The sequence below is a fragment of the Candidatus Rhabdochlamydia sp. W815 genome (assembly GCF_018642185.1).
GTDB lineage: Bacteria > Chlamydiota > Chlamydiia > Chlamydiales > Rhabdochlamydiaceae > Rhabdochlamydia > Rhabdochlamydia oedothoracis.
This window is the reverse complement of record NZ_JAAVTY010000002.1, coordinates 25,217-43,650: the sequence shown is the minus strand read 5'-3', so window position 1 is coordinate 43,650 and position 18,434 is coordinate 25,217. Positions and strand designations below refer to the sequence as shown.

General features: G+C 35.4%; 22 protein-coding genes and 1 pseudogene. 4 read left to right on the top strand and 19 right to left on the bottom strand.

Annotated features, from left to right (window positions below; all coding sequences use genetic code 11):
* Window positions 1–176: 176 nt before the first annotated feature.
* From RHOW815_RS00555 to RHOW815_RS08945, 12 genes are all read right to left on the bottom strand, one after another.
* The gene (locus tag RHOW815_RS00555; protein WP_215216433.1) at window positions 177–1,493 is read right to left on the bottom strand and encodes a hemolysin family protein; all 1,317 of its coding nucleotides are present in this window, start codon (window positions 1,491–1,493) and stop codon (window positions 177–179) included.
* A 12-nt stretch (window positions 1,494–1,505) separates the two neighbouring features.
* Window positions 1,506–2,024 carry an rRNA maturation RNase YbeY gene (gene ybeY, locus RHOW815_RS00550; RefSeq protein ID WP_256439888.1) on the bottom strand — a complete coding sequence of 173 codons (519 nt, stop codon included), beginning with the start codon at window positions 2,022–2,024 and terminating at the stop codon, window positions 1,506–1,508.
* Window positions 1,964–2,125 (bottom strand): small basic protein, encoded by a 162-nt coding sequence (locus tag RHOW815_RS00545; RefSeq protein ID WP_215216431.1) that lies wholly within the window; start codon window positions 2,123–2,125, stop codon window positions 1,964–1,966. The genes ybeY and RHOW815_RS00545 overlap by 61 nt, the downstream gene beginning before the upstream one ends.
* A gap of 22 nt (window positions 2,126–2,147) precedes the next feature.
* Window positions 2,148–2,321, bottom strand: a complete 174-nt coding sequence (locus RHOW815_RS00540) for a hypothetical protein (RefSeq protein ID WP_215216430.1) — start codon at window positions 2,319–2,321, stop codon at window positions 2,148–2,150.
* A 101-nt stretch (window positions 2,322–2,422) separates the two neighbouring features.
* On the bottom strand, window positions 2,423–3,073 hold the full coding sequence (locus RHOW815_RS00535; RefSeq protein ID WP_215216429.1) for a DUF502 domain-containing protein: 651 nt from the start codon (window positions 3,071–3,073) through the stop codon (window positions 2,423–2,425).
* Window positions 3,070–3,720, bottom strand: coding sequence for a DUF502 domain-containing protein (locus RHOW815_RS00530; RefSeq protein WP_215216428.1), 651 nt, complete (start codon window positions 3,718–3,720; stop codon window positions 3,070–3,072). Before RHOW815_RS00530 ends, RHOW815_RS00535 begins: the two co-directional genes overlap by 4 nt.
* Before the next feature lie 24 nt (window positions 3,721–3,744).
* Entirely contained in the window at window positions 3,745–4,335 is a 591-nt protein-coding gene (locus tag RHOW815_RS00525; protein WP_215216427.1) for a DNA-3-methyladenine glycosylase, read from the bottom strand.
* The gene (locus tag RHOW815_RS00520; RefSeq protein ID WP_215216426.1) at window positions 4,332–6,485 is read right to left on the bottom strand and encodes a ribonuclease R family protein; all 2,154 of its coding nucleotides are present in this window, start codon (window positions 6,483–6,485) and stop codon (window positions 4,332–4,334) included. The genes RHOW815_RS00525 and RHOW815_RS00520 overlap by 4 nt, the downstream gene beginning before the upstream one ends.
* The gene (locus RHOW815_RS00515) at window positions 6,485–7,105 is read right to left on the bottom strand and encodes an HAD family hydrolase (protein ID WP_215216425.1); all 621 of its coding nucleotides are present in this window, start codon (window positions 7,103–7,105) and stop codon (window positions 6,485–6,487) included. The genes RHOW815_RS00520 and RHOW815_RS00515 overlap by 1 nt, the downstream gene beginning before the upstream one ends.
* A 19-nt stretch (window positions 7,106–7,124) precedes the next feature.
* Window positions 7,125–7,991, bottom strand: a complete 867-nt coding sequence (gene folD / locus RHOW815_RS00510) for a bifunctional methylenetetrahydrofolate dehydrogenase/methenyltetrahydrofolate cyclohydrolase FolD (protein ID WP_215216424.1) — start codon at window positions 7,989–7,991, stop codon at window positions 7,125–7,127.
* 44 nt (window positions 7,992–8,035) lie between these two features.
* A complete protein-coding gene (locus RHOW815_RS00505; protein WP_215216423.1) occupies window positions 8,036–8,224 on the bottom strand; it encodes an FIG domain-containing protein in 189 nt (62 codons plus the stop codon).
* Entirely contained in the window at window positions 8,221–8,382 is a 162-nt protein-coding gene (locus tag RHOW815_RS08945) for an inositol monophosphatase family protein (protein WP_215216422.1), read from the bottom strand. The genes RHOW815_RS00505 and RHOW815_RS08945 overlap by 4 nt, the downstream gene beginning before the upstream one ends.
* Before the next feature lie 41 nt (window positions 8,383–8,423).
* Here RHOW815_RS08945 and RHOW815_RS00495 point away from each other — a divergent pair, with 41 nt between their 5' ends.
* Entirely contained in the window at window positions 8,424–9,458 is a 1,035-nt protein-coding gene (locus tag RHOW815_RS00495) for an IS630 family transposase (RefSeq protein ID WP_215216421.1), read from the top strand.
* An 85-nt stretch (window positions 9,459–9,543) separates the two neighbouring features.
* Here RHOW815_RS00495 and RHOW815_RS00490 read toward each other — a convergent pair whose 3' ends face one another.
* The 5 genes from RHOW815_RS00490 to RHOW815_RS00470 all read right to left on the bottom strand — a co-directional run bounded on the left by RHOW815_RS00490 (window position 9,544) and on the right by RHOW815_RS00470 (window position 13,532).
* Window positions 9,544–10,434, bottom strand: coding sequence for a polyprenyl synthetase family protein (locus RHOW815_RS00490; protein ID WP_215216420.1), 891 nt, complete (start codon window positions 10,432–10,434; stop codon window positions 9,544–9,546).
* Entirely contained in the window at window positions 10,431–11,105 is a 675-nt protein-coding gene (locus RHOW815_RS00485; protein WP_215216419.1) for an LbetaH domain-containing protein, read from the bottom strand. Before RHOW815_RS00485 ends, RHOW815_RS00490 begins: the two co-directional genes overlap by 4 nt.
* A gap of 80 nt (window positions 11,106–11,185) precedes the next feature.
* Complete coding sequence (ubiG, locus tag RHOW815_RS00480) at window positions 11,186–11,914, bottom strand: bifunctional 2-polyprenyl-6-hydroxyphenol methylase/3-demethylubiquinol 3-O-methyltransferase UbiG (protein ID WP_215216418.1); 729 nt, start codon at window positions 11,912–11,914, stop codon at window positions 11,186–11,188.
* Window positions 11,896–12,402: a hypothetical protein gene (locus tag RHOW815_RS00475; protein WP_215216417.1), complete on the bottom strand. Its 507-nt coding sequence runs from the start codon at window positions 12,400–12,402 to the stop codon at window positions 11,896–11,898. Before RHOW815_RS00475 ends, ubiG begins: the two co-directional genes overlap by 19 nt.
* A complete protein-coding gene (locus tag RHOW815_RS00470; RefSeq protein WP_215216416.1) occupies window positions 12,393–13,532 on the bottom strand; it encodes a 3-oxoacyl-[acyl-carrier-protein] synthase III C-terminal domain-containing protein in 1,140 nt (379 codons plus the stop codon). The genes RHOW815_RS00475 and RHOW815_RS00470 overlap by 10 nt, the downstream gene beginning before the upstream one ends.
* Before the next feature lie 258 nt (window positions 13,533–13,790).
* On the opposite strand from RHOW815_RS00470, the gene RHOW815_RS00465 reads away from it, so the two are divergent.
* Window positions 13,791–14,924: a class I SAM-dependent RNA methyltransferase gene (locus tag RHOW815_RS00465; protein WP_215216415.1), complete on the top strand. Its 1,134-nt coding sequence runs from the start codon at window positions 13,791–13,793 to the stop codon at window positions 14,922–14,924.
* Window positions 14,925–15,094: 170 nt separating this feature from the next.
* On the opposite strand, the pseudogene RHOW815_RS00460 reads toward RHOW815_RS00465, so the two are convergent.
* Window positions 15,095–15,784, bottom strand: a pseudogene (locus RHOW815_RS00460) (transposase family protein).
* A 297-nt stretch (window positions 15,785–16,081) separates the two neighbouring features.
* On the opposite strand from RHOW815_RS00460, the gene RHOW815_RS00455 reads away from it, so the two are divergent.
* Complete coding sequence (locus tag RHOW815_RS00455) at window positions 16,082–17,116, top strand: hypothetical protein (protein WP_215216414.1); 1,035 nt, start codon at window positions 16,082–16,084, stop codon at window positions 17,114–17,116.
* 226 nt (window positions 17,117–17,342) lie between these two features.
* Window positions 17,343–17,918, top strand: coding sequence for a hypothetical protein (locus tag RHOW815_RS00450; protein ID WP_215216413.1), 576 nt, complete (start codon window positions 17,343–17,345; stop codon window positions 17,916–17,918).
* 130 nt (window positions 17,919–18,048) lie between these two features.
* Here RHOW815_RS00450 and RHOW815_RS00445 read toward each other — a convergent pair whose 3' ends face one another.
* On the bottom strand, window positions 18,049–18,420 hold the full coding sequence (locus RHOW815_RS00445; protein WP_215216412.1) for a hypothetical protein: 372 nt from the start codon (window positions 18,418–18,420) through the stop codon (window positions 18,049–18,051).
* Window positions 18,421–18,434 lie beyond the last annotated feature (14 nt).

Genomic DNA, 18,434 nt, shown 5'->3' with positions numbered 1-18,434 from the left:
AGACTCAAGTATTAGATGGATTTTGCTAAATTGTTTACGAGAAATATCGCTTGGATAAGAGCGGGTCATAACTACCTCCAAAGGTTTTATGAAAACTATCATTATACCTTAATGAGAAGATTTTAAACAGGCTCTAAGATAATGGTTTATTTTGCATGTAGTGCATTTTTAAGCAATCAAGGACAGTGAGTGATTTTGATTTTTTCAATAGAGCGTTCGGTAGAGCTTAAAATTTCTATATCAAAGTTATCTTGATGTAGGCGCCAGCCTTTAGAAGGGATGGCTCCTGCTCGGTGCACTACAAATCCTCCAATGGTATCGTACTCGGGACTTTGGGGGATGCGTATACCTAATTCTGCTTCAATATCGAGAATAGACATCTTAGCGCTGATAATCCACCCTTCTGCGTTGGGTAGTGTTGTGTATAGGCTTTCTGTGCCTACGTCGTATTCATCAGCGATTTCTCCTACTAACTCTTCTAAAATATCTTCGATCGTTACAATGCCTTCTGTTCCTCCCCATTCATCCACTACAATGGCAAGGTGGATTTGTTTATTACGAAATTCTTGCAATAAATAAGCAATTTTTTTGGTTTCTGGTGTATAGAGAACAGGTTTGATGATTTTTTCTATAGAAGAAGAAAGCAGCTTAGCATCATTTTGATGTTCGATATGCACTTTTAGAATGTCTTTATAGAGTAGAACTCCAACAATATTGTCAACAGTGTCTTTATAAACAGGGATACGGCTAAAGTTTTCTATAAGAAAAACTTTAGCCGCTTCTGTTAAAAAGGTTGTTGAAGGCAAGCTGACTAGGTTGACTCTAGGAACCATAACTTCTCTGACAATTCTTTCTTTAAAAGACACAATAGAGCCAATCAGTTTTTGCTCATTTGCATCTAAATAAACCCCTAACTCCGTTTCTTGTAATAGCTCGTGGATCTTGTCTTTCAGTCGAAAACCAAAAGGGCTTTTTTTATCTTGAGAGAGCTTAACAGAAAGTAATTGTATCAATCTAAAAAAGGGAGCTGTTAAAGGAATACACATAGATAAAATCAGAGAGCAGGGCGCTGCTAAAATGGATAGTGTCTTTTTTGGTTTAAATCGACCAAATAGACTAAAGAGACAATCTGTTGTCAATGAAGTAAGAATGATTGCGCAAATGATAAAAATCATCGCTTTTTGATCATAAAGTAGCTCTTCAGATAAATTGCTTTGGAACATTTTTTGCTTTATCAAAAGAAAAAAAGCCGTTAAAACAAAGCCAATACGTAGAATGTGCTTTGTAAAACTCAAAGAAAAAAGAATACCTTCCCACTTTTGTTTACCAAAAAAAATCTGAAGAAAATAACGGAAAAATAAAGGGAGATGCTTTTGTTTTAAATAATCTTCTACTTGTAGTTTTCCCATTTGTTGCAGAGCAACAGAAACAGCGGTTAAAGCACTGGACCCAATTAAGAATAAAAAAGTGATTATACCATAAAAAGTAGTCAAAATAGCATTCCTTTAATCTAGTGCAAGTAGTCCTTTTTGTTTTAGGCATTTTAGACAAGCATTTTCTTTTCTTTTCATTTGCGCTCTTAAATCAGGTTTTTCATCTTCAAAACCGATTAAATGCAAAATGCCGTGAACTACATAACGACATAACTCTTCAAAAGGATTTATTTGATATTTTTTAGCATACTGCTTAGCCATTTTGGGGCAAATAAATATTTCACCTAAAAGGTGGTACCCATTCCGCTTGTAGGGAATAGAATCTATGGGGAAAGTAATGCAATCTGTGGGAGCGGGATTTTGAAAAAAAAGGGCATGTAGTTGAGAAATTCTTTTTTCAGAGACAAACTGAATGCTTATTTCATCCGTTTTGATTTGTAGCAATTCAAATAAAAAAAAGACCACCTTTTTTATTTTAACCTTAGAAAAATGGAGGTCTTTTTGTGAATTTAAAATTTTTATTTGCAAAACTAGAAAGAATTGGGTGTTTTGGGTAAGTTGGTTACTTTTACATTTTCTCCATCTTTCCATTTGCCAAGACGACGCAAAACGTCAACCCTTTCAAATCTTTTAAGGACATTGCGCTTTTTAGCGGATTTACTCGATTTTCCATAGCTTGGGTGTCTAGACATAACTCCTTTTTACCTTTTTAAATTATTTAATTTTAGGAATAAAAGCTCTTTGGGCTAACTCTGTATCGATTGCATTTGCATGCACTTTAAACCCTTGAGGGAGATTATCCTTTTTAGGGCCTGTTTTAGTCGAAGGACAGCGAGGACGACGGGGGGATATATTGCGAATTCTTTCTTGTTTGCTTAAACGGACCATAACATAAGCTCCTAAGTATCTTTTCTATAATGAGAAATTGTATGAATTTTGGACTAAAATAGCAAGTCTTCAGTTTATAGAAAGAAAAAATCAAATTTTTATCATGTTTCATTTGCAGGGGCTTGTATAGGATGAATAACTCCACAGGAAATTAAAAATTTAAAAGCATCTTCTACTGAAATTTCGACTGGATAGCTTAATACTTTAGGCGTTAAAAGGATAAAACCAGACATGGGATGAGGAGCTGTAGGAACAAATACGGCAATTTCTATAGCAGAGACTTGTTTAGTAAAGATTTCTGGTAGTGTTTCACTAGTTACAAAGCCAAGAGCAAATGTATCTTTATGTGGAAAAGGCACGAGTACTGTTTGCTTGAATGTCTTTTCTTTTCCAGAAAACACGACTTTTGTTAAATCGTGACTGATTTTATAAATCTTTTTTATAAAAGGCAGGCGAGAGAAAAGACGATCGGTAAGATGTAAAAAAGAGCGCAGGAAAAATTCTCTACTGCAAAATCCGAGAATAAAAATCACAACAATCCAGAAAGCTAAGGCAAACATGTGGCTTAACACTTTAATGAGCACATCGTGATTAGCTAAAGAGAAAAAGGGCGTTTGTGGATGATGCATTAAAATATCTTGAATAACACCAATCAGAGGGGTGGTAACTAGTTCTACCAACCAAATCACAATGACACAGGTTAATATAAGAGGTAAAAGAGTAATGAATCCTGTAAAAAAATATTTTTTCATAGAGGAGTACTCGGTTTCACAGGAGGAACAATCACCCCGCAGGAAACAATATATTTAATAGCGTCTTCTGGACGCATATCAACACAGAGAAGTTGTTCTCGAGGATACATTAAAAGAAACCCTGTTGTTGGATTAGGCGTAGTTGGAATCAAGACAGAAACTAGATCATTATTTACAGAATGAGAGCACATTTCAGGAGCATCTCGAGAAACGAGTCCAATTACATAGACCCCTTCTCTTGGAAAGGGGACCATTACAACTTGCTTAAAAGAGTTTTTTTCCTTGGAAAAAAGTGTTTTAATGATATCCTGGGTGGTTTTATATACGGTGTTTACAATAGGAATTCGATGGATGATTTTATCACCTAGTCTAAATAGGGAATTAATGACAAACCAACGAGTAATGGCTCCTAGTAAAACAGTGATAATGAATAATAAGATAAGAATAACTACTTGACTGGTATAGCGGACGAGATGTTCTGGAGACAAAAAAAGAAAATTTCGATTTAACAAGTTCATTTTCGATAAAACAGCAGAAACCACTCCGATAAAGGGCTGTGTCAGGAAATTAATTAAAAATAGTAAAACAGCAATAGTTACAGCAAGAGGGAGTAAGATAACAAGACCTGTAAGAAAATATTTTTTCATCGCTTCTCTTCGTTTTTTATAATTCTAACAATATAGTTTTTCAAGTTTAAAACGCCAAGGTAAAAGCGCATCTTGACCAGCGTAATCAATTCCAATACGAGGACCTTGGTAAATTTGCGTTTGATCTATGGATACATTACTATTTGCAATCCAGATACAAGGAGAGTTAAGAGGTATTGCGTTGTGAGTAAGATCAATTCCCAAAGCCTGGCATACACTACCTGGACCATTGGTTAATTTAGGATGTAAAGAGGTTTTTTTGCGTCTTTTTAGCATGGTTTCAATTCCAACAGTTGGAAAAATTGCCCGGATTAATACAGCATGAGGAACACCTTCGGTATGGGTAACCACATTTAAAAGGTAATGGATTCCGTAACACAGATAAATATAGGTAATTCCTCCGTTTTGGTACATTGCAAGATTGCGCTTGGTTTTGCGATAATTATAGGCGTGACAGGCCCTGTCTTCTGCGCCCTTATACGCCTCTGTTTCTATAATTATACCGCCGGTAATCTGATCGTTCATTTGGGTTAATAAAAGCTTTCCTAATAGATCGCGTGCTATTTGTACTACATCTTCGCGTTGGTAAAAAGAAATAGGAAGTACAAAGCTCATCGATTTCTCTTACATTTTTTGGAGTTTTGCTTTTGTTTAAGCGTCCAGCGGCTTTCTAGAAAAATGAGATCAATGCGTGCTATTTGTACGGATATTTCTTCTCCTAGCCTATGTATATGTCCTGTAAAACGTCCTTTTAAGAGAGAGGATTTCTCATCAAAAATAAAATAGTCGTCTTCAAGCTCAGAGATGTGTAAAAATCCTTCTAGCATTAATTCTATAAGTTCAAAATATAGGCCAAAAGGTTTAATTTTGGTTACTATTGCTGCATGGTATCGAAGAGGATCTCGTAGAAATTCCTTTTCCAATAAACGAAGTTTTTTTAAGGTAACAACGCTATTTTCTGCTCGGAAGCTAATCCTTTCTTGTTCTGAGCAATGCGTGGCTATTTCTTTTAGATCAAGCTCTTTTGGTTCTTCATTAAAGAGCAGTCTTTGAATGATTAAATCGCTGTAGCGTCGAATAGGGCTTGTAAAATGACAATAGTGTTCTAAACAAAGGCCAAAATGGCCCATATTCTCTGTGGAATACTGCGCTAATTTCATGCTGCGAATAAATGCTATAGAAAGTTGAGATAAAAAGGGGCTTTCTTGAGCTTGCTGAAATAATTCTGGTATATCTTTGAAAGTGCTATTACTAGCTACATTTAATCCAAATGTACGCGCTAATTCAAAAAATTCCCTTATGTTTTCTGGGTTAGGTTCTTCATGCACACGGTAAATGAGTTGTTTACCTCTCTTGGTTAGTTCTAAGGCTACAAGCTCATTAGCTTTAAGCATAAATTCTTCAACTAATTGGTGAGTAATATCATATTCAATTTTCTTTACTCCCAAGGGTAAACCATTTTTATCAATAACCAAAGAAACTTCTGGCAGAGAAAAATCAATACTTCCGCGCTCTCGGCGTTGTTTTTTTAGCAATAGGCATAAGTCTACCATTAGCTGTAGAGTAGGAGCGTGGATATTTTTTTTCTTACCGTCTAAAACTTCTTTAGCCTCGAAATAACTAAAGCGTTTTGTGCTTTTGATATAAGAGCGTACGATTTCAAAGAGTAAAACTTTTCCCTCTTGATCCAACTTTATTAATACGGATACAGTCAAACGATTTACATTAGCTTTTAAACTACAGAGTTGATTGGATAACTCTTCTGGCAGCATAGGAACACAAGTCCCTGGGAAGTAGGTAGAATTAGCCCTTAAGAGGGCTTCTTGGTCTAAAAGAGAATTTGGCTTCACATAATGAGCTACATCTGCAATATGGACACCCAAATGAAAATGTCCTTTCTCGCCTTTGGTTAAAGAAAGGGCATCATCAAAGTCTTTTGCAGTATCGGGATCTATGGTAAAGCAAGTAATCCCTGTTAAGTCCATCCTATTTTTAAGATCAGAAGCTCGTACTCTGTTTCCAAAACCTTTTGCTTCTGTAATGACATTTTCAGGGAAATCAGAGCGTAGGTTAAATTCAAGAGTTGTTGCTTTAACATCGCAAGAAGGATCTATGATATTGCCAATAATTTGAGATAATGTACAAACAGTGGGTTTTTCTTTAGATCCCCATTCGTCAACCCGTAGGATAACCCTGTCTCCTATTTTACAAGAAATAGCAGGTGAAGAGCGGATGACAATAGGTTTATTCTTTCCTAATAGAGGTACATGAGCCGCGAGTTCTGTAGCAGAATGGACAGCGCAAATAGTTCCTGCCAATTGACTATGAGCTCTTTTTAAAATAGAAAGGATTTTACCTTCGGGCCCTTTTTCTGAAGAGGAATTTGTGTTGACTGCTACCTTCACAAGATCCCCATCGATAGCGGATTCTGTATAATTTTTAGGAATGAAAATATCTTGAGGCCATTTTACGCGCTCATCGGGAATCACAAATCCAAATCCTTTAGGATGTAGTCTAAGAGTCCCATTTAAGGTTTGTTCCTGACCTTGTTTTTTGGGATACAACTTCTTTCTTCTTAAACAGATCTGATTACCTTTTATTAAATCATCAATGGCTAACTGAAATGTAATGGATGAAGAAGGAGATAGGTGGATTTTTATAAATAATTCTTCTGCGGTTAGGGGTTGATAAGAATGTTTCTGAATACATTCTAGAATGAGATTTGCACATTTTTGAGAGGAAAGACCCTTTTTTCTTTTTACCATTACAGGATTCCTCTTTGTATTAAATGATGGTGGAGTATTTCTGGTTTTAAATAGATCTCTGAATCAATGTTTAAAGAACGTGCTGCTTGTACAAAATCCGGGACATCATCGATATAAAAACACTCTTTATAAGAACAGTTTCCTATTTCCAGAGCTTTTTGGTAGATTTCTTTCTCCGGTTTGCGAGCCCCAACTTCATAAGATAGAACAAATCCATCAAATAGTTGTAGGAAAGCAAAATGCTTTTGAGCAAAGCTAAAGTGAGCATCGCACGTGTTAGATAGAAGAAAAAGTTTTACTCCTCGAGCTTTCATTTTTTCTAAAAAAGCAATTACGGGAAGGTTAGGCTGGAAAATATTGCTTAATGCATGAGTAAAATCGGTAAAAGAGATAGGTTTTCCTCCTAATTCTAGTAAATCGGAATAAAGGGTTTGTGTGGTTATAAAACCTCTTTCATAATCATCAAGGTACTTTTGAAACAAAAAAGAGATTTCTTCTAAGCTCAAATTACAACAAGTAGCAACTTGTTGCTTCATTTTATGATGATCGAAGAATAAAAGCACATTACCTAAATCAAAAAAAACTGTATATTTCATGTGATAAAAGTGTATCCAAGACATATACCAATTAAAGAAATAATCATTTTATCTTTTTTTGGTAGCTTAAGAGAGTATTAGCAAGGAGCATAGAAATTGTCATAGGTCCTACACCTCCTGGAACAGGAGTAATATAAGAACAATTAGGAGCTACTTCATCAAAAGCAACATCTCCTACAATCCGCTTTTCTCCTTGATCATTTATAATGTGGTTAATCCCTACATCAATTACAGCCGCGTGAGGTTTAACCATATTTTTTTTAATGAAAGCTGGTTTGCCAATAGCTGCGATTAAAACATCCGCTTGTTTGCAAATCTCTTCTAATTTCTCAGAAAAACTATGTACTAAAGTAACTGTTGCATTGCAGTGAGGGGCTTTTTGCATTAAAAGCGCTGCTAAAGGCTTTCCAACGATATTGCTTCTTCCTACGATAACAACGTGCTTACCTAATAAAGGAATCTGAGATTGCGTTAATAATACATGAATGCCTTGAGGTGTGCAAGGAATAAACCCATCCCTTTCTCCAAGTAATAGCTTACCCATGTTAAAGGGATTAAACCCATCTACATCTTTTTCAGGATCAATCATTTGCATAATTAGAAAAGGATTTATGTGCTCTGGTAAAGGTAGTTGTACCAAAATGCCATTTACCGCAGAATCTAGGTTTAAACGTTTAATTTCTAAAACGACTTGGGCTTCAGAAACATGAGAGGGGAATTCAACATCAAAAGAGACAATTCCTACTTCTTGACAGCGCTTTTTTTTCATACGGATATAGCTATGAGAAGCAGGATTATCTCCTACGCGTATAAAAGCTAATCCAGGAGGGCGCTTTTGTAGTTTGGCGATAGAGGATTTGATTCTCTCTTGAATCGTTTTTGCAATGGATATGCCATCAATGAGTTTCATGTATACCTTTGTTTAAATGGTCAATCATAATTGGATGTAGATGTTTAAGGGGTTCCTGTTCTTAAGATTTTAGAAAAATGCTCTATACAATGCAGAGGATCCTTATGTACATCATAAGGAAATCCCATTGCTAGAAGGGCTTGATTTATTTGCGATACCGAAGAAATATTTAGAGATTGACCGTTAAGAAAAGCTCCTTGTTGTTTTTGAGCAAAAAATAATTCTTTTGTCATAGTTGATATACAATACCACAGACTATTTCTTTATCAACAGTTACAGCAATACTAATCGAAAAAAGTGGGAGTTCATTTGTAAAATTTACAGTGCTATCTAGAGGATCAATAATCCAAGTAGCTGGACACCATTGCTGTATATAGTGGTTCCGATTCAATCGTATAGAAAAATATTTTGTTTTGTGTTAAGCTATTGAGTATGAAAAAACTGATCCCTAGCCAGAGAGCTGACTTAGAACACAAGTTAAAGCATCCAAAAGACTATTCTGAACGGAATAGGCTTTGTGTAATTTTGGGCTATGATGAGGGTATCTCAACAAAAAATCTTGCTAAAACACTCCGGATAAGCCCTATCACTGTTCAGAAATACCTCAGAGAATATGATTCCGAAAATAAAACTGGAAGTAGCCCTCGAGGCGGTAGCAAATCAAAACTTTCACAAGACCAAAAAGAGTCTCTACTAAAACACCTACAGGAAAAGACCTATCTTAAAGTCAAAGGGATCATAGCTTATGTGCATGAGCAATATGGGATAAAATATTCCCGAAGTGGCATGACAGATTGGCTCATACAGCACGGATTTGTTTATAAACGTCCTAAAAAGATTCCTGGGAAATTAGATCCTGAAAAACAACGAATTTTCATAGAACAATATAGGGCTTTAAAGGAGACCTTAAACCCTGATGAAGAGATCTATTTCATAGATGCTGTGCATCCTGAACATCAGTCCCAAGCCGTATGTGGATGGATCAAAAAAGGCGTTCAAAAGACTTTGCAGACATCCGGGAAACAATTGCGATTGCATTTTGCTGGAGCTCTTTGCCTGACAGGAATGAAGATTTTTACAGAGGAATATAAGACAGTTGATGCCGATGCAATGCTCGATTTTTTCAAGAAGCTAGAAAAACAGACAGAGGCTCGAATTATTCATGTAATTTTGGATAATGCAAGATCAAACAAAAATAAGAAACTAGAAGAGTTTCTGATGTCTTCTAGGATTAAAGTGCACTATCTCCCTCCTTATTCGCCGAATTTGAATCCTATTGAACGCTTGTGGAAGATCTTAAAGGAAAAGAAGGTATACAATCGATATTACGAAACGTCGGTGACTTTTTTTCAGGCAATTAGAGGATTCTTCTTAGAAGAGATACCGAAAATAACAGATATTTTGAAATGTAGGATAAACGACAAGTTTCAAGTCGTTGACTTAAATCCCATTAAGCTAGCCGTTTGAATCGGCACTAGTATATACCCTTTTCCTCGGTTCTCCCAAACGATTTCTTCCTCTGTGCAAATAAGAGTCTTGTATATTGGGAAAATTATTTCTCAAATCTTGCGTAATGAGAAAGCATATCGATAATTTTTTTAAAATAAGGGGTAAAAAGACCCAGCTTCTTTAAGTGTTCACAGCAGCTAGATAACTCATTTTGGAAATATTCTAGTGCTTTTTCAGGACCTAGCATATGGGCTATGCTGAGTTTAAGGTTTTCTTGCTCATCTTGTTTGATATCATGAAGATCGTCTGCAATTTGAAAAGCAAAACCAAAGTGATGTGCTAATTTTTTAACTAACTCAAGTTGTTTTCTATTCCCCCCTCCAAAAAGCCAACCGAAAGCAAAAGCGATTTCAAAAAGGGTTCCTGTTTTTTGAGAGATAATTCTTTGTGCGGTTTCTAAAGAATGGTCTGGGGGAAAAAGATCAAAAAACTGTCCTCCTGTAGCACCTAAAATCCCAGAGCATTGGGTTGCTATGGAAAGGGCTAACGCACAAATGACATCGCTCGAGGCAGAAAAAGGAGAGGGGGATTTTTTTAGAATTTCCGCGTTTTGATGAATCTTGCCAAATCCAGCTGTCATTAAAGAATAACTAGCTAAAAGAGCCGTTGATTCTCCATAGATTTTATGAGTAGAGGGTTTATCGCGTCTTTGATCATCATCATCCATGCAAGGAAGATCATCGACAATTAAAGAAGCTGTATGAAAAAATTCTACGGCTAGGGCTGCATCTGAAACGTCTAGCTGGTTGTTTAGCGCTTCTGCAACCAATATAACGATTAAAGGGCGAAAACGCTTGCCACCGCTCATCAAAGCGTATTCGCAAGCATCGCGCAATTTGGTTTTTTCTCCAAAACCAAGAAGGCTTTGGGTAATTTTTTGATCCACTTTTTCTAAATACGAAGAAAAAGAAAGTTGGTTCTTTAAGGTTGTCATAGAGATTCTACTATCACATGTGAGGAGAATTTTACAAGGCTTCTTTGTGGAACATACCTCTGCAAGGTCATATTTGGGTGGCAGATCACATCTTTGCCGATACAGGTGCCGGGATTGATTACGGTATTGCATCCAATTTGAGAATTATCTCCTATGCATGCACCCAGTTTTTTTAGTCTAGTTTTTATTTTTTGCTGACCCCAATAAACAGAAATGCATTGATGATCTAATCGATAATTTGCGCATTTCACCCCTGCGCCAAGATTGACGCCGTTACCTAAAATAGAGTCTCCTACATAATTAAAATGAGGGGCTGCTGCTTTATTAAAAAAAACAGAATGCTTTATTTCAGAGCCATGACCAATTACACATTGATCTGTAATTAACACATTTCCTCGAATATAAGCCCCTTGGCGGATCTGACAATCCCGGCCAATGACACAAGGACCTTGAATGTAAGCACCTGGTTCAACGATTGTTCCAGAGCCAATAGAAATTTTATCAGGATCTGTAAGCAACACACCAGAAGAGATGTGTATTTCAATTTTTCCTAACTTTTGCTCTAAAAGATAGGTCGAGAGCCGCTCTAGTGCTTCCCAGGGATATTCCAGGCCGTCAAACAAACTTCTATGTTCATAGGCATCTAGACAAAATAGAGAAAGACTTTCCATACTATCCTTTAAAGTTGTGAATCTTTCATTTTAAAGGATAACCGAGTTAATGTGCAGAGAGATTTTTTCTGTCTTAATTATTAAATTTTTTCATAACAAGCACGAGAGTGAACTTTTTGCGCAACCCCACAGTAACCTGTTTTGAGAGAAGAAGAAAAACAGAAAGAGAAATCGCTAGAAATTTTTTTAGTCAATAAAAGGCGAAAAAAACTTTTGGTCAAAATTTTAGGGCGAAATCCTTTTAAGTTTTCTACATTAAAACCATTTGAATAACACATTTTCTGCAATTCCTTTGGCTTAATAAACAAAGAGTAGATATGCATATTTTGGGGAGCATTTCGAACAAACCAATCTACTCCTTTAATCACAATAATGTAACTAGCTAGGGTGCGATTAAAGGTATGAAAAAAGAAGCGTCCCTTGGGACGAAGCACTCTAGAAGCCTCTTGAATCAACCGCTCTGGATATTCTAGATGCTCTAAAATATCTGTTGCGCATACAACATCAAATTTTGTTTTTTCAAAAGGAAGATGATAGGCGCTGGCTTTAATATATTCTACTGAATTGGTTTGATCGTGTAAACGCGCCACTTCTAAACTTGTTTCTGAAAGATCTATTCCTGTTACTGTATGTCCTTTTTCAGCCAAAAAATTTGCAAGAAAACCTGTACCGCAACCAATGTCTAAAATACTTTGGTGAGAAGCTATTTGAGAAGCTATCCAATTCTTTCGAAGTACGTTTTCCGCCCTTAACAAAGCAACGGGATGATCCTTATAAAAGGAGTTATTAATTATTCTTTTTCTACGCATTTTTCTTTCCAAACTAAGTTCCAAAATATTAATTGATAGACAAGGAAAAGAATAAGCACAACTACCTGAAATAGTAAAAAATTATGCAAGATTTGTGGTTTGCTCAACCAATGTTGCATCCAGCTGGCAACAGGCTTTTCCTGACTAATAGGCCAAATAAACCCAGCCAGTCCTAAGGTTATCGGTTGGAGAGTAAATAACAGAGCGTGTAACCAATTTTCCCTTGCGCAGCAATGGTGCTTATGTACAAATTCATCTTTAGTTACCAAAACACAAGAGATAGCAGCAAAAAGCAAATAAATTTTTAAGGTCGAAAAAGAAAAAGGGACAAAAAGAGCAAAGAAAAAACAAATCAAAACACTCAAGGTGTCAATGGGGTGCCCAATTCTCTCCCAAAGAGGCAACGTTCTTTTTATATGAAAATACCCCTCATCAAAAACCATAGCGATGGCTTGTAAAACAAACGGGATAACAGGTACTACCCACATGGTGACCTCTTTTCCATTATAGATCCACAAATCGTAAGACCTGGGCCAAAAGCCAAACTTACAATAAGAGATCCTGATATAACTTTTGGATCTTTTAAAATTTCTTTCCACACATGTGGCAAAGTAGCAGAAGACATATTGCCAAACTGTTGCAAGATGAATTTACTATGAGATACTTGAGCAAAACTTAAACCTAACACAGCTTGAATAGATTGAACGATTTTAGGCCCTCCTGGGTGAATAGCAAAAAGCGCATTTTCTAAGATATATTCGATAGTAAATCCCGATTTTTGACTCATACGAACCAAGTAAGGATAAATAGACTGAGCAATTAAAGCGGGTATTTCTTGAGATAGAGAAAGAGCAAATCCCCAGTTTTCCATTTTCCAGTGCATAGCATTAAAGGAATTAGAAACCAGTTCTTCATGAAGAATATAGAGTTGAAAATGCTCAGAGGAACAACTGGCTTGAACTCGATATTTTATAAATCCATCTGCAAACAACGATTGAGAAACCAATTGATTTAATTCATGCAAAGAAGGATTTGTGTGCAAAGAACAAATCTCTGTATGAACGATATCGATACAACTTTCTGCTTGCAAAGCTCCTTGAGCTAATCTTAAGGCTGGGATAGAAGCAGAACACCCCATGTGATAAACATGCGAAACAATGGTTTTCTCTCCCCAATCTCTTTGGGAAACCATTTTTTGTCCACCGCTAGGAGAAACGTACCCAGTGCAAGTTACATGGATTAAGTGATTTGGAGAAATGGCAGATTTGGGATAAAACTGTTCAAATGCAGCTTCCACCTGATCGGAAAAAATTTTAGAACGGGTTGTTAAATCCACTCCAAAGGAAGATTCTTCCAAACGATAAACCTTCATTTTTTCCCACTCTGTATGTAAAAAATCGCTTAAAATATGCCCTCTTTTTGCAATTCGATTCGGTTTACAGGCAACGTGATCCAGTTTTTGTTTGAGATTAAGTGTAAAAGGTTGAATTTGTTCTGCCTTTTTTCCTTGTGTGTAAGCTTCTGATTGCGTATGCGCTTGAATGAGCCAACTCAATGTTTCTTCTTGGGAGCTTTCGTAAGCAGGACGAATGATTTCAAATTGGCTTAAAGTTAACATGGCTCCAAAGGGTTAAAAAAAATACTTATAGTATTTAGTTACGTTAATTAGCTAGGTATTTTTCTTTGAACCTAATGCCTTAAATTCTATTAACTACTCTTATATATATATGTCTTCTTCTTATGGGTGTGTGAAAGTGTTCATAAGTAGGCTTTTTTTTATAGAGGAAATAAATTGTTCATGAATTGAAGATGGGTTGATGATAAAGTAGCGTTTTTGAACAATCAACACCTTGTTAACAAGGTTATGGACATGGTTATGAACACATTTTCAACACCGCTTCATTGCGATTATTTTCCTATTTGTTCGGGTTGTGACTTTCAAGGGCAAGAACTTGTTCCCCCTGTTTTTTCTTCCTTACAAGAATTTTTTGCTGAGCTGGTCCCTTACTTAGAAATTCCGCTCATCTATCAAGAACCACAAGGCTGGCGCTTTCGAGCTAAGCTTGCGGTAAGAGGAGATGCCAACTTTCCTCTTATTGGTTTATTTCAAAGAGGAACTCACAATGTGGTTTCCATTCCTAATTGTCCCTTGCACCACAGAGCCATTCTCAAGAGTTATCAACAGGTAAGACAAACCATGATTGATTTCCAAATTACACCGTATGATGAATGTAAGGGCGTAGTGCGCTATCTACAATTTTTGGTGGAAGAAAAGAGTCAGATGGTTCAGTTGTCTATTGTTGTAAATATTTCTGAGTCTACAAATAAACTTCATGCGTGGATCCGTCATCTTTATTCTTTAGGAGGATTTCATTCGACCTGGTTGAACTTTAATACAGAAAAAACCAACCGCATTTTTGGTGACAATTGGTTATTGTGTGCGGGTGAAATGTATCTTCGGAAAAAATTGGGAAAGATTATTTGCTCTATTCATCCCGCTTGCTTTGTTCAATCTCATTTAAGCTTATTTGAGCATGCTTTATCCATCATTTGCCAAGAAGCTCTTCCATCAAAAAGGGTTTGTGAGTGTTATTCTGGAATGGGGGTTATTGGGCTAAATCTTGCTTCGTTTAGCAAAGAGGTTCAATGTATTGAAATTAATCCCTTTGCTAAACAGTGCTTTGATCGAACCTGCTCTTTCCTTTCTCAGGAAATAAAAAACAAAATGTTTTTCCATCCAACATCGATGGAGAAAAGTTTAGGGCTACTTAAAACATCTGAGGTAATTGTTGTTGATCCTCCAAGAAAGGGCTTAGAAGCCTTTGTGCTTGATGCAATTGATCAATCCCAAGCGGAGCAACTTATTTACTTGAGTTGCTCTACAAGCTCGTTTATACGCGATTGTGGTAGGTTGCTAAAAAGCGGTTGGCGCGTGGAAAAAGTTTTTGGATACTTGTTTTTTCCTGGGAGTAACCATGTTGAGACTTTGTGCATCTTGAAAAGAAGCTAGTTAAATGTATTAGAGTTCTTCTGAAACCTAAATTTTAATTACCACCTAATCTACTATACATCTTCTTACAAGATAGCGCAGCTTTTTCAAAAAAACCCATTTATGCAATTCTTAATTTGAAATCAAACTAGTATAATAGCTCGAAATAGATCTCTTGCATAACCTGAATTTTAAAGCTCCCAATTATAGATTCCTGCTATAAGATTAAATCTTAGGCAAAAGCTGTTTCCGTCGATTTCTATATCGATCTGCTATGATTTTAAAACGCTTAAGCATTCCGATTACATTTTCATTAATTACACGTGCTTTGGCAGGGGATTGATTATTTTTTTTATCTTGTTTTGTTAAAGGGTTTTTCTTGTTTTTTCTTTTAGGCATATTTGTATGGGAATGAATCTTTTGCAGCCCTTGATATCCTGTATCCGTAATTACCTTGGTCTTTGGATAGATTTTCGTTTTAGATTCTTTAAATAATCGAAAGTCATGACGCTTACCATTACTAAATGCAGTGCAAATAACCTTCTGGCTCTTTTTGTCTACTATCACCTGACTTTTTAACGTATGCCTTTTCTTTTTTCCTGAATAAAAATATCTTTGGTTTTTTTTGGCCGCTAGCAAGCACTTTCTGAAATATGATAGGATGCTGCAAAAGGAAAATAGGTTCTATATTCTCTCATATATTCAAGGGTCATAAGAAGCTAATCCTCTATAGATAATCTATGGGGTCTTCCTCCAAACCTTTTTTTAGAAGATTCTGCTTCTTTTAAGATATCTACCATCTTCTCAAATGTGGCTCTTTTTACTCCTGTTAATCGACGAAACTCTTCGTTCTTAAAATCCTTTAAACAATCGTATTTCATTACAAAACCTTTTAAAATTTTAATTATTTTATAGATTATCTACAAGTTATGCAAGAGATCTAATGTTTTTGTTAGGATAGGAATCTATAAATGAGAGCTTAAAAATAGAGAATTATGCAATAAGTCTATTAATTAATATAAATTGAGAATCTCCTTGTTCATTATTATTTACTTATTTTATGGTACAGAATATTGATTGTTTTTTATTAAATCAGTAATATTTTAGCATTTCAAAAATAGGATTAATGCGTTATGACCTCTATAACATCAACTCAAAAGACTTTTTTTCCATACCATTTGTTGAATAAAAATGAAAAAAAACCGCAATCTAACTCTACTATTACAGATAAAAAGATATCCACTATTGCAAACCAGGCATTAGGAGGAAGCAGTCCTATATGTTACAATGAAACCCAAAATGAAAAGCCCTCAGTTACCGCTGATCTTCCTTTCTCTGAAAAAGAAATACAAAAGAAGCATGTTATCTCTGCAACATCGCAAGCAGTGTTTAGACCTAATTTATCCGCTGTTGTTATTGCTAAACAAAATCTTAAAACCCTTAAAAAAAAAACCCCTCCTTTACCCCCACCTCAGGAAAATAAACCTAAATTCGAGCCTGTTGAAACTTCGCTCTCTAAAAAAAGAGTTACTTTTCGAGAAGATACGCAAGTTACTAATCTAAAAGATGCGATTAAAGCTAATTCATCAGGAATCCCAAACACACCCTTCAATATCCCCTTTAGTAATAATACAAAAGAAAATTCTGCAACATTGCAAGCACCGAAACTAAAACCCGTGCCACTATCTAGATCTAGTACAATACGCTTAACCCCAATGCCAGAGTACTCTAAAAATGAAAAAAAACCGCAATCTAACTCTACTATTACAGATAAAAAGATATCCACTATTGAAAACCAGGCATTAGGAGGAAGCAGTCCTATATGTTACAATGAAACCCAAAATGAAAAGCCCTCAGTTACCGCTGATCTTCCTTTCTCTGAAAAAGAAATACAAAAGAAGCATGTTATCTCTGCAACATCGCAAGCATCGCAAGCAGCGATTAGACCTAATTTATCCGCTATTGTTATTGCTAAACAAAATCTTAAAACCCTTAAAAAAAAGAACCCTCCTCTACCCCCACCTCAGGAAAATAAACCTAAATTCGAGCCTGTTGAAACTTCGCTCTCTAAAAAAAGAGTTACTTTTCGAGAAGATATGCAAGTTACTAACCTAAAAGATGCGACTAAAACTAATTCATCTGATGAATGGGCTGATTTGGATAAAATAATTAAAGAATGTCTTGAATTCACTAAAAATCATAAGCCTTCTTAAAATTTTTCTAAAAAACCAGACTGCTATTTTAGTGCTTGTTGATCTTCTTTAAGAGAACATCAGCAAGCACTTCTTAATTTTTGTAAAATTCTAAGTTTATATAGAAATTTAAAAATTTATTCCATCTCAATAAATAAAAATATTATTTTATTTACTATTTAATAAAAATATAATAATGTAATTAAATAGTATGAATCATGATCTATAATTAATAATGGTTTTATTTATGGCTATTTCTACAAATCCTTCTATTCCCTCAAAACTTACTTATCAAAACATCCAAAACAATCAATCAATAAAGTTAACTCTTTACAAGAGAATATCTAAAATATTTTCTCGTTTATATGAGAAAATATCTAATCTCTTTTCTAGAAAGCCAAGCCAAATGAGAGCACTAAAAGAGATAGAACCTATTTATGATGTTCCTCAAAACAATCGACCGGTAAAAAAGTTAACTCTTTACGAGAGAATATCTAACCTATTTTCTGGAGGGTCCAATCGATTAGAACTACTAGAAAAAAGAGTGAATGGGGAGAATGCTCAGTTACAACAACGCTGCCAAGAGCTACATCATTACATTTGTATAAGTATAAGACGAATTAACTATCTAAACAATTTTGTTCACAATCTAAAATCTATGGTAGATGCTAAAGAAGATCAAATCAACTCATTAAAACAAACCATTCTTTCTCTGAAAGAGGAACTTTACTCTAATAGAACACAAGTTAGCCGATCAGATAGTGGATTTTCAGAAGCTTCTTATAGAAAAAAGCATGGTTTCATTAGCAAAATCATACCTTGAAACAAAAAATAGGATAGAGAAATCATTAACTGTGCCAGGATCCGAATAGGAAAACCCTAGCACAATTAATGTCGCAAAAAAGAGATAAACTAGCTTAAATAGCCTCATTTAAAAAAGGGATTTTTAGCTATTAAAACCCTATCCAGCAAAGAAGAATTCCATATATCAGAGGGAAAATTCCATTTAGCCTAATAGAAGAGTTTGAACTCATTGTGCATTTGACCAAAAGCTGTGGGAAAAACAGAATCATGAGACCACGAATTAAAAACAGCCAACCCAATATGGAAATCAATACAAATAAGCTCATATCCCAATAGTTGTATTCATTAAGGATAAAAAGACCAATTAGTAGATTGATAGATCCATGACAATAAAAAATAGCAGGTGTACTTTTCATCGATGTCATAATTTTATGAGCGTTGTGATGATAAAACAACATCCATAATCCTAAAATTAATAAAAAGGGACCAAAAACCCTGGCCAACTCTATTGATATATCCACCCTTACCTCCTTAA

Bases quoted from the DNA above. Each gene is read 5' to 3' on its own strand.
- ubiG (WP_215216418.1), bottom strand. From the start codon at position 11,914: ATGCGTAGAAAAAGAATAATTAATAACTCCTTTTATAAGGATCATCCC.
- RHOW815_RS00535 (WP_215216429.1), bottom strand. From the start codon at position 3,073: ATGAAAAAATATTTTTTTACAGGATTCATTACTCTTTTACCTCTTATA.
- ybeY (WP_256439888.1), bottom strand. From the start codon at position 2,024: ATGGAAAGATGGAGAAAATGTAAAAGTAACCAACTTACCCAAAACACC.
- RHOW815_RS00465 (WP_215216415.1), top strand. From the start codon at position 13,791: ATGAACACATTTTCAACACCGCTTCATTGCGATTATTTTCCTATTTGT.
- RHOW815_RS00450 (WP_215216413.1), top strand. From the start codon at position 17,343: ATGGCTATTTCTACAAATCCTTCTATTCCCTCAAAACTTACTTATCAA.
- RHOW815_RS00490 (WP_215216420.1), bottom strand. From the start codon at position 10,434: ATGACAACCTTAAAGAACCAACTTTCTTTTTCTTCGTATTTAGAAAAA.
- RHOW815_RS00475 (WP_215216417.1), bottom strand. From the start codon at position 12,402: ATGTGGGTAGTACCTGTTATCCCGTTTGTTTTACAAGCCATCGCTATG.
- RHOW815_RS00485 (WP_215216419.1), bottom strand. From the start codon at position 11,105: ATGGAAAGTCTTTCTCTATTTTGTCTAGATGCCTATGAACATAGAAGT.
- RHOW815_RS00520 (WP_215216426.1), bottom strand. From the start codon at position 6,485: ATGGTAAAAAGAAAAAAGGGTCTTTCCTCTCAAAAATGTGCAAATCTC.
- RHOW815_RS00515 (WP_215216425.1), bottom strand. From the start codon at position 7,105: ATGTCTTGGATACACTTTTATCACATGAAATATACAGTTTTTTTTGAT.
- folD (WP_215216424.1), bottom strand. From the start codon at position 7,991: ATGAAACTCATTGATGGCATATCCATTGCAAAAACGATTCAAGAGAGA.
- RHOW815_RS00495 (WP_215216421.1), top strand. From the start codon at position 8,424: ATGAAAAAACTGATCCCTAGCCAGAGAGCTGACTTAGAACACAAGTTA.
- RHOW815_RS00505 (WP_215216423.1), bottom strand. From the start codon at position 8,224: ATGACAAAAGAATTATTTTTTGCTCAAAAACAACAAGGAGCTTTTCTT.
- RHOW815_RS00470 (WP_215216416.1), bottom strand. From the start codon at position 13,532: ATGTTAACTTTAAGCCAATTTGAAATCATTCGTCCTGCTTACGAAAGC.
- RHOW815_RS00525 (WP_215216427.1), bottom strand. From the start codon at position 4,335: ATGAGCTTTGTACTTCCTATTTCTTTTTACCAACGCGAAGATGTAGTA.
- RHOW815_RS00530 (WP_215216428.1), bottom strand. From the start codon at position 3,720: ATGAAAAAATATTTTCTTACAGGTCTTGTTATCTTACTCCCTCTTGCT.
- RHOW815_RS00545 (WP_215216431.1), bottom strand. From the start codon at position 2,125: ATGTCTAGACACCCAAGCTATGGAAAATCGAGTAAATCCGCTAAAAAG.
- RHOW815_RS00540 (WP_215216430.1), bottom strand. From the start codon at position 2,321: ATGGTCCGTTTAAGCAAACAAGAAAGAATTCGCAATATATCCCCCCGT.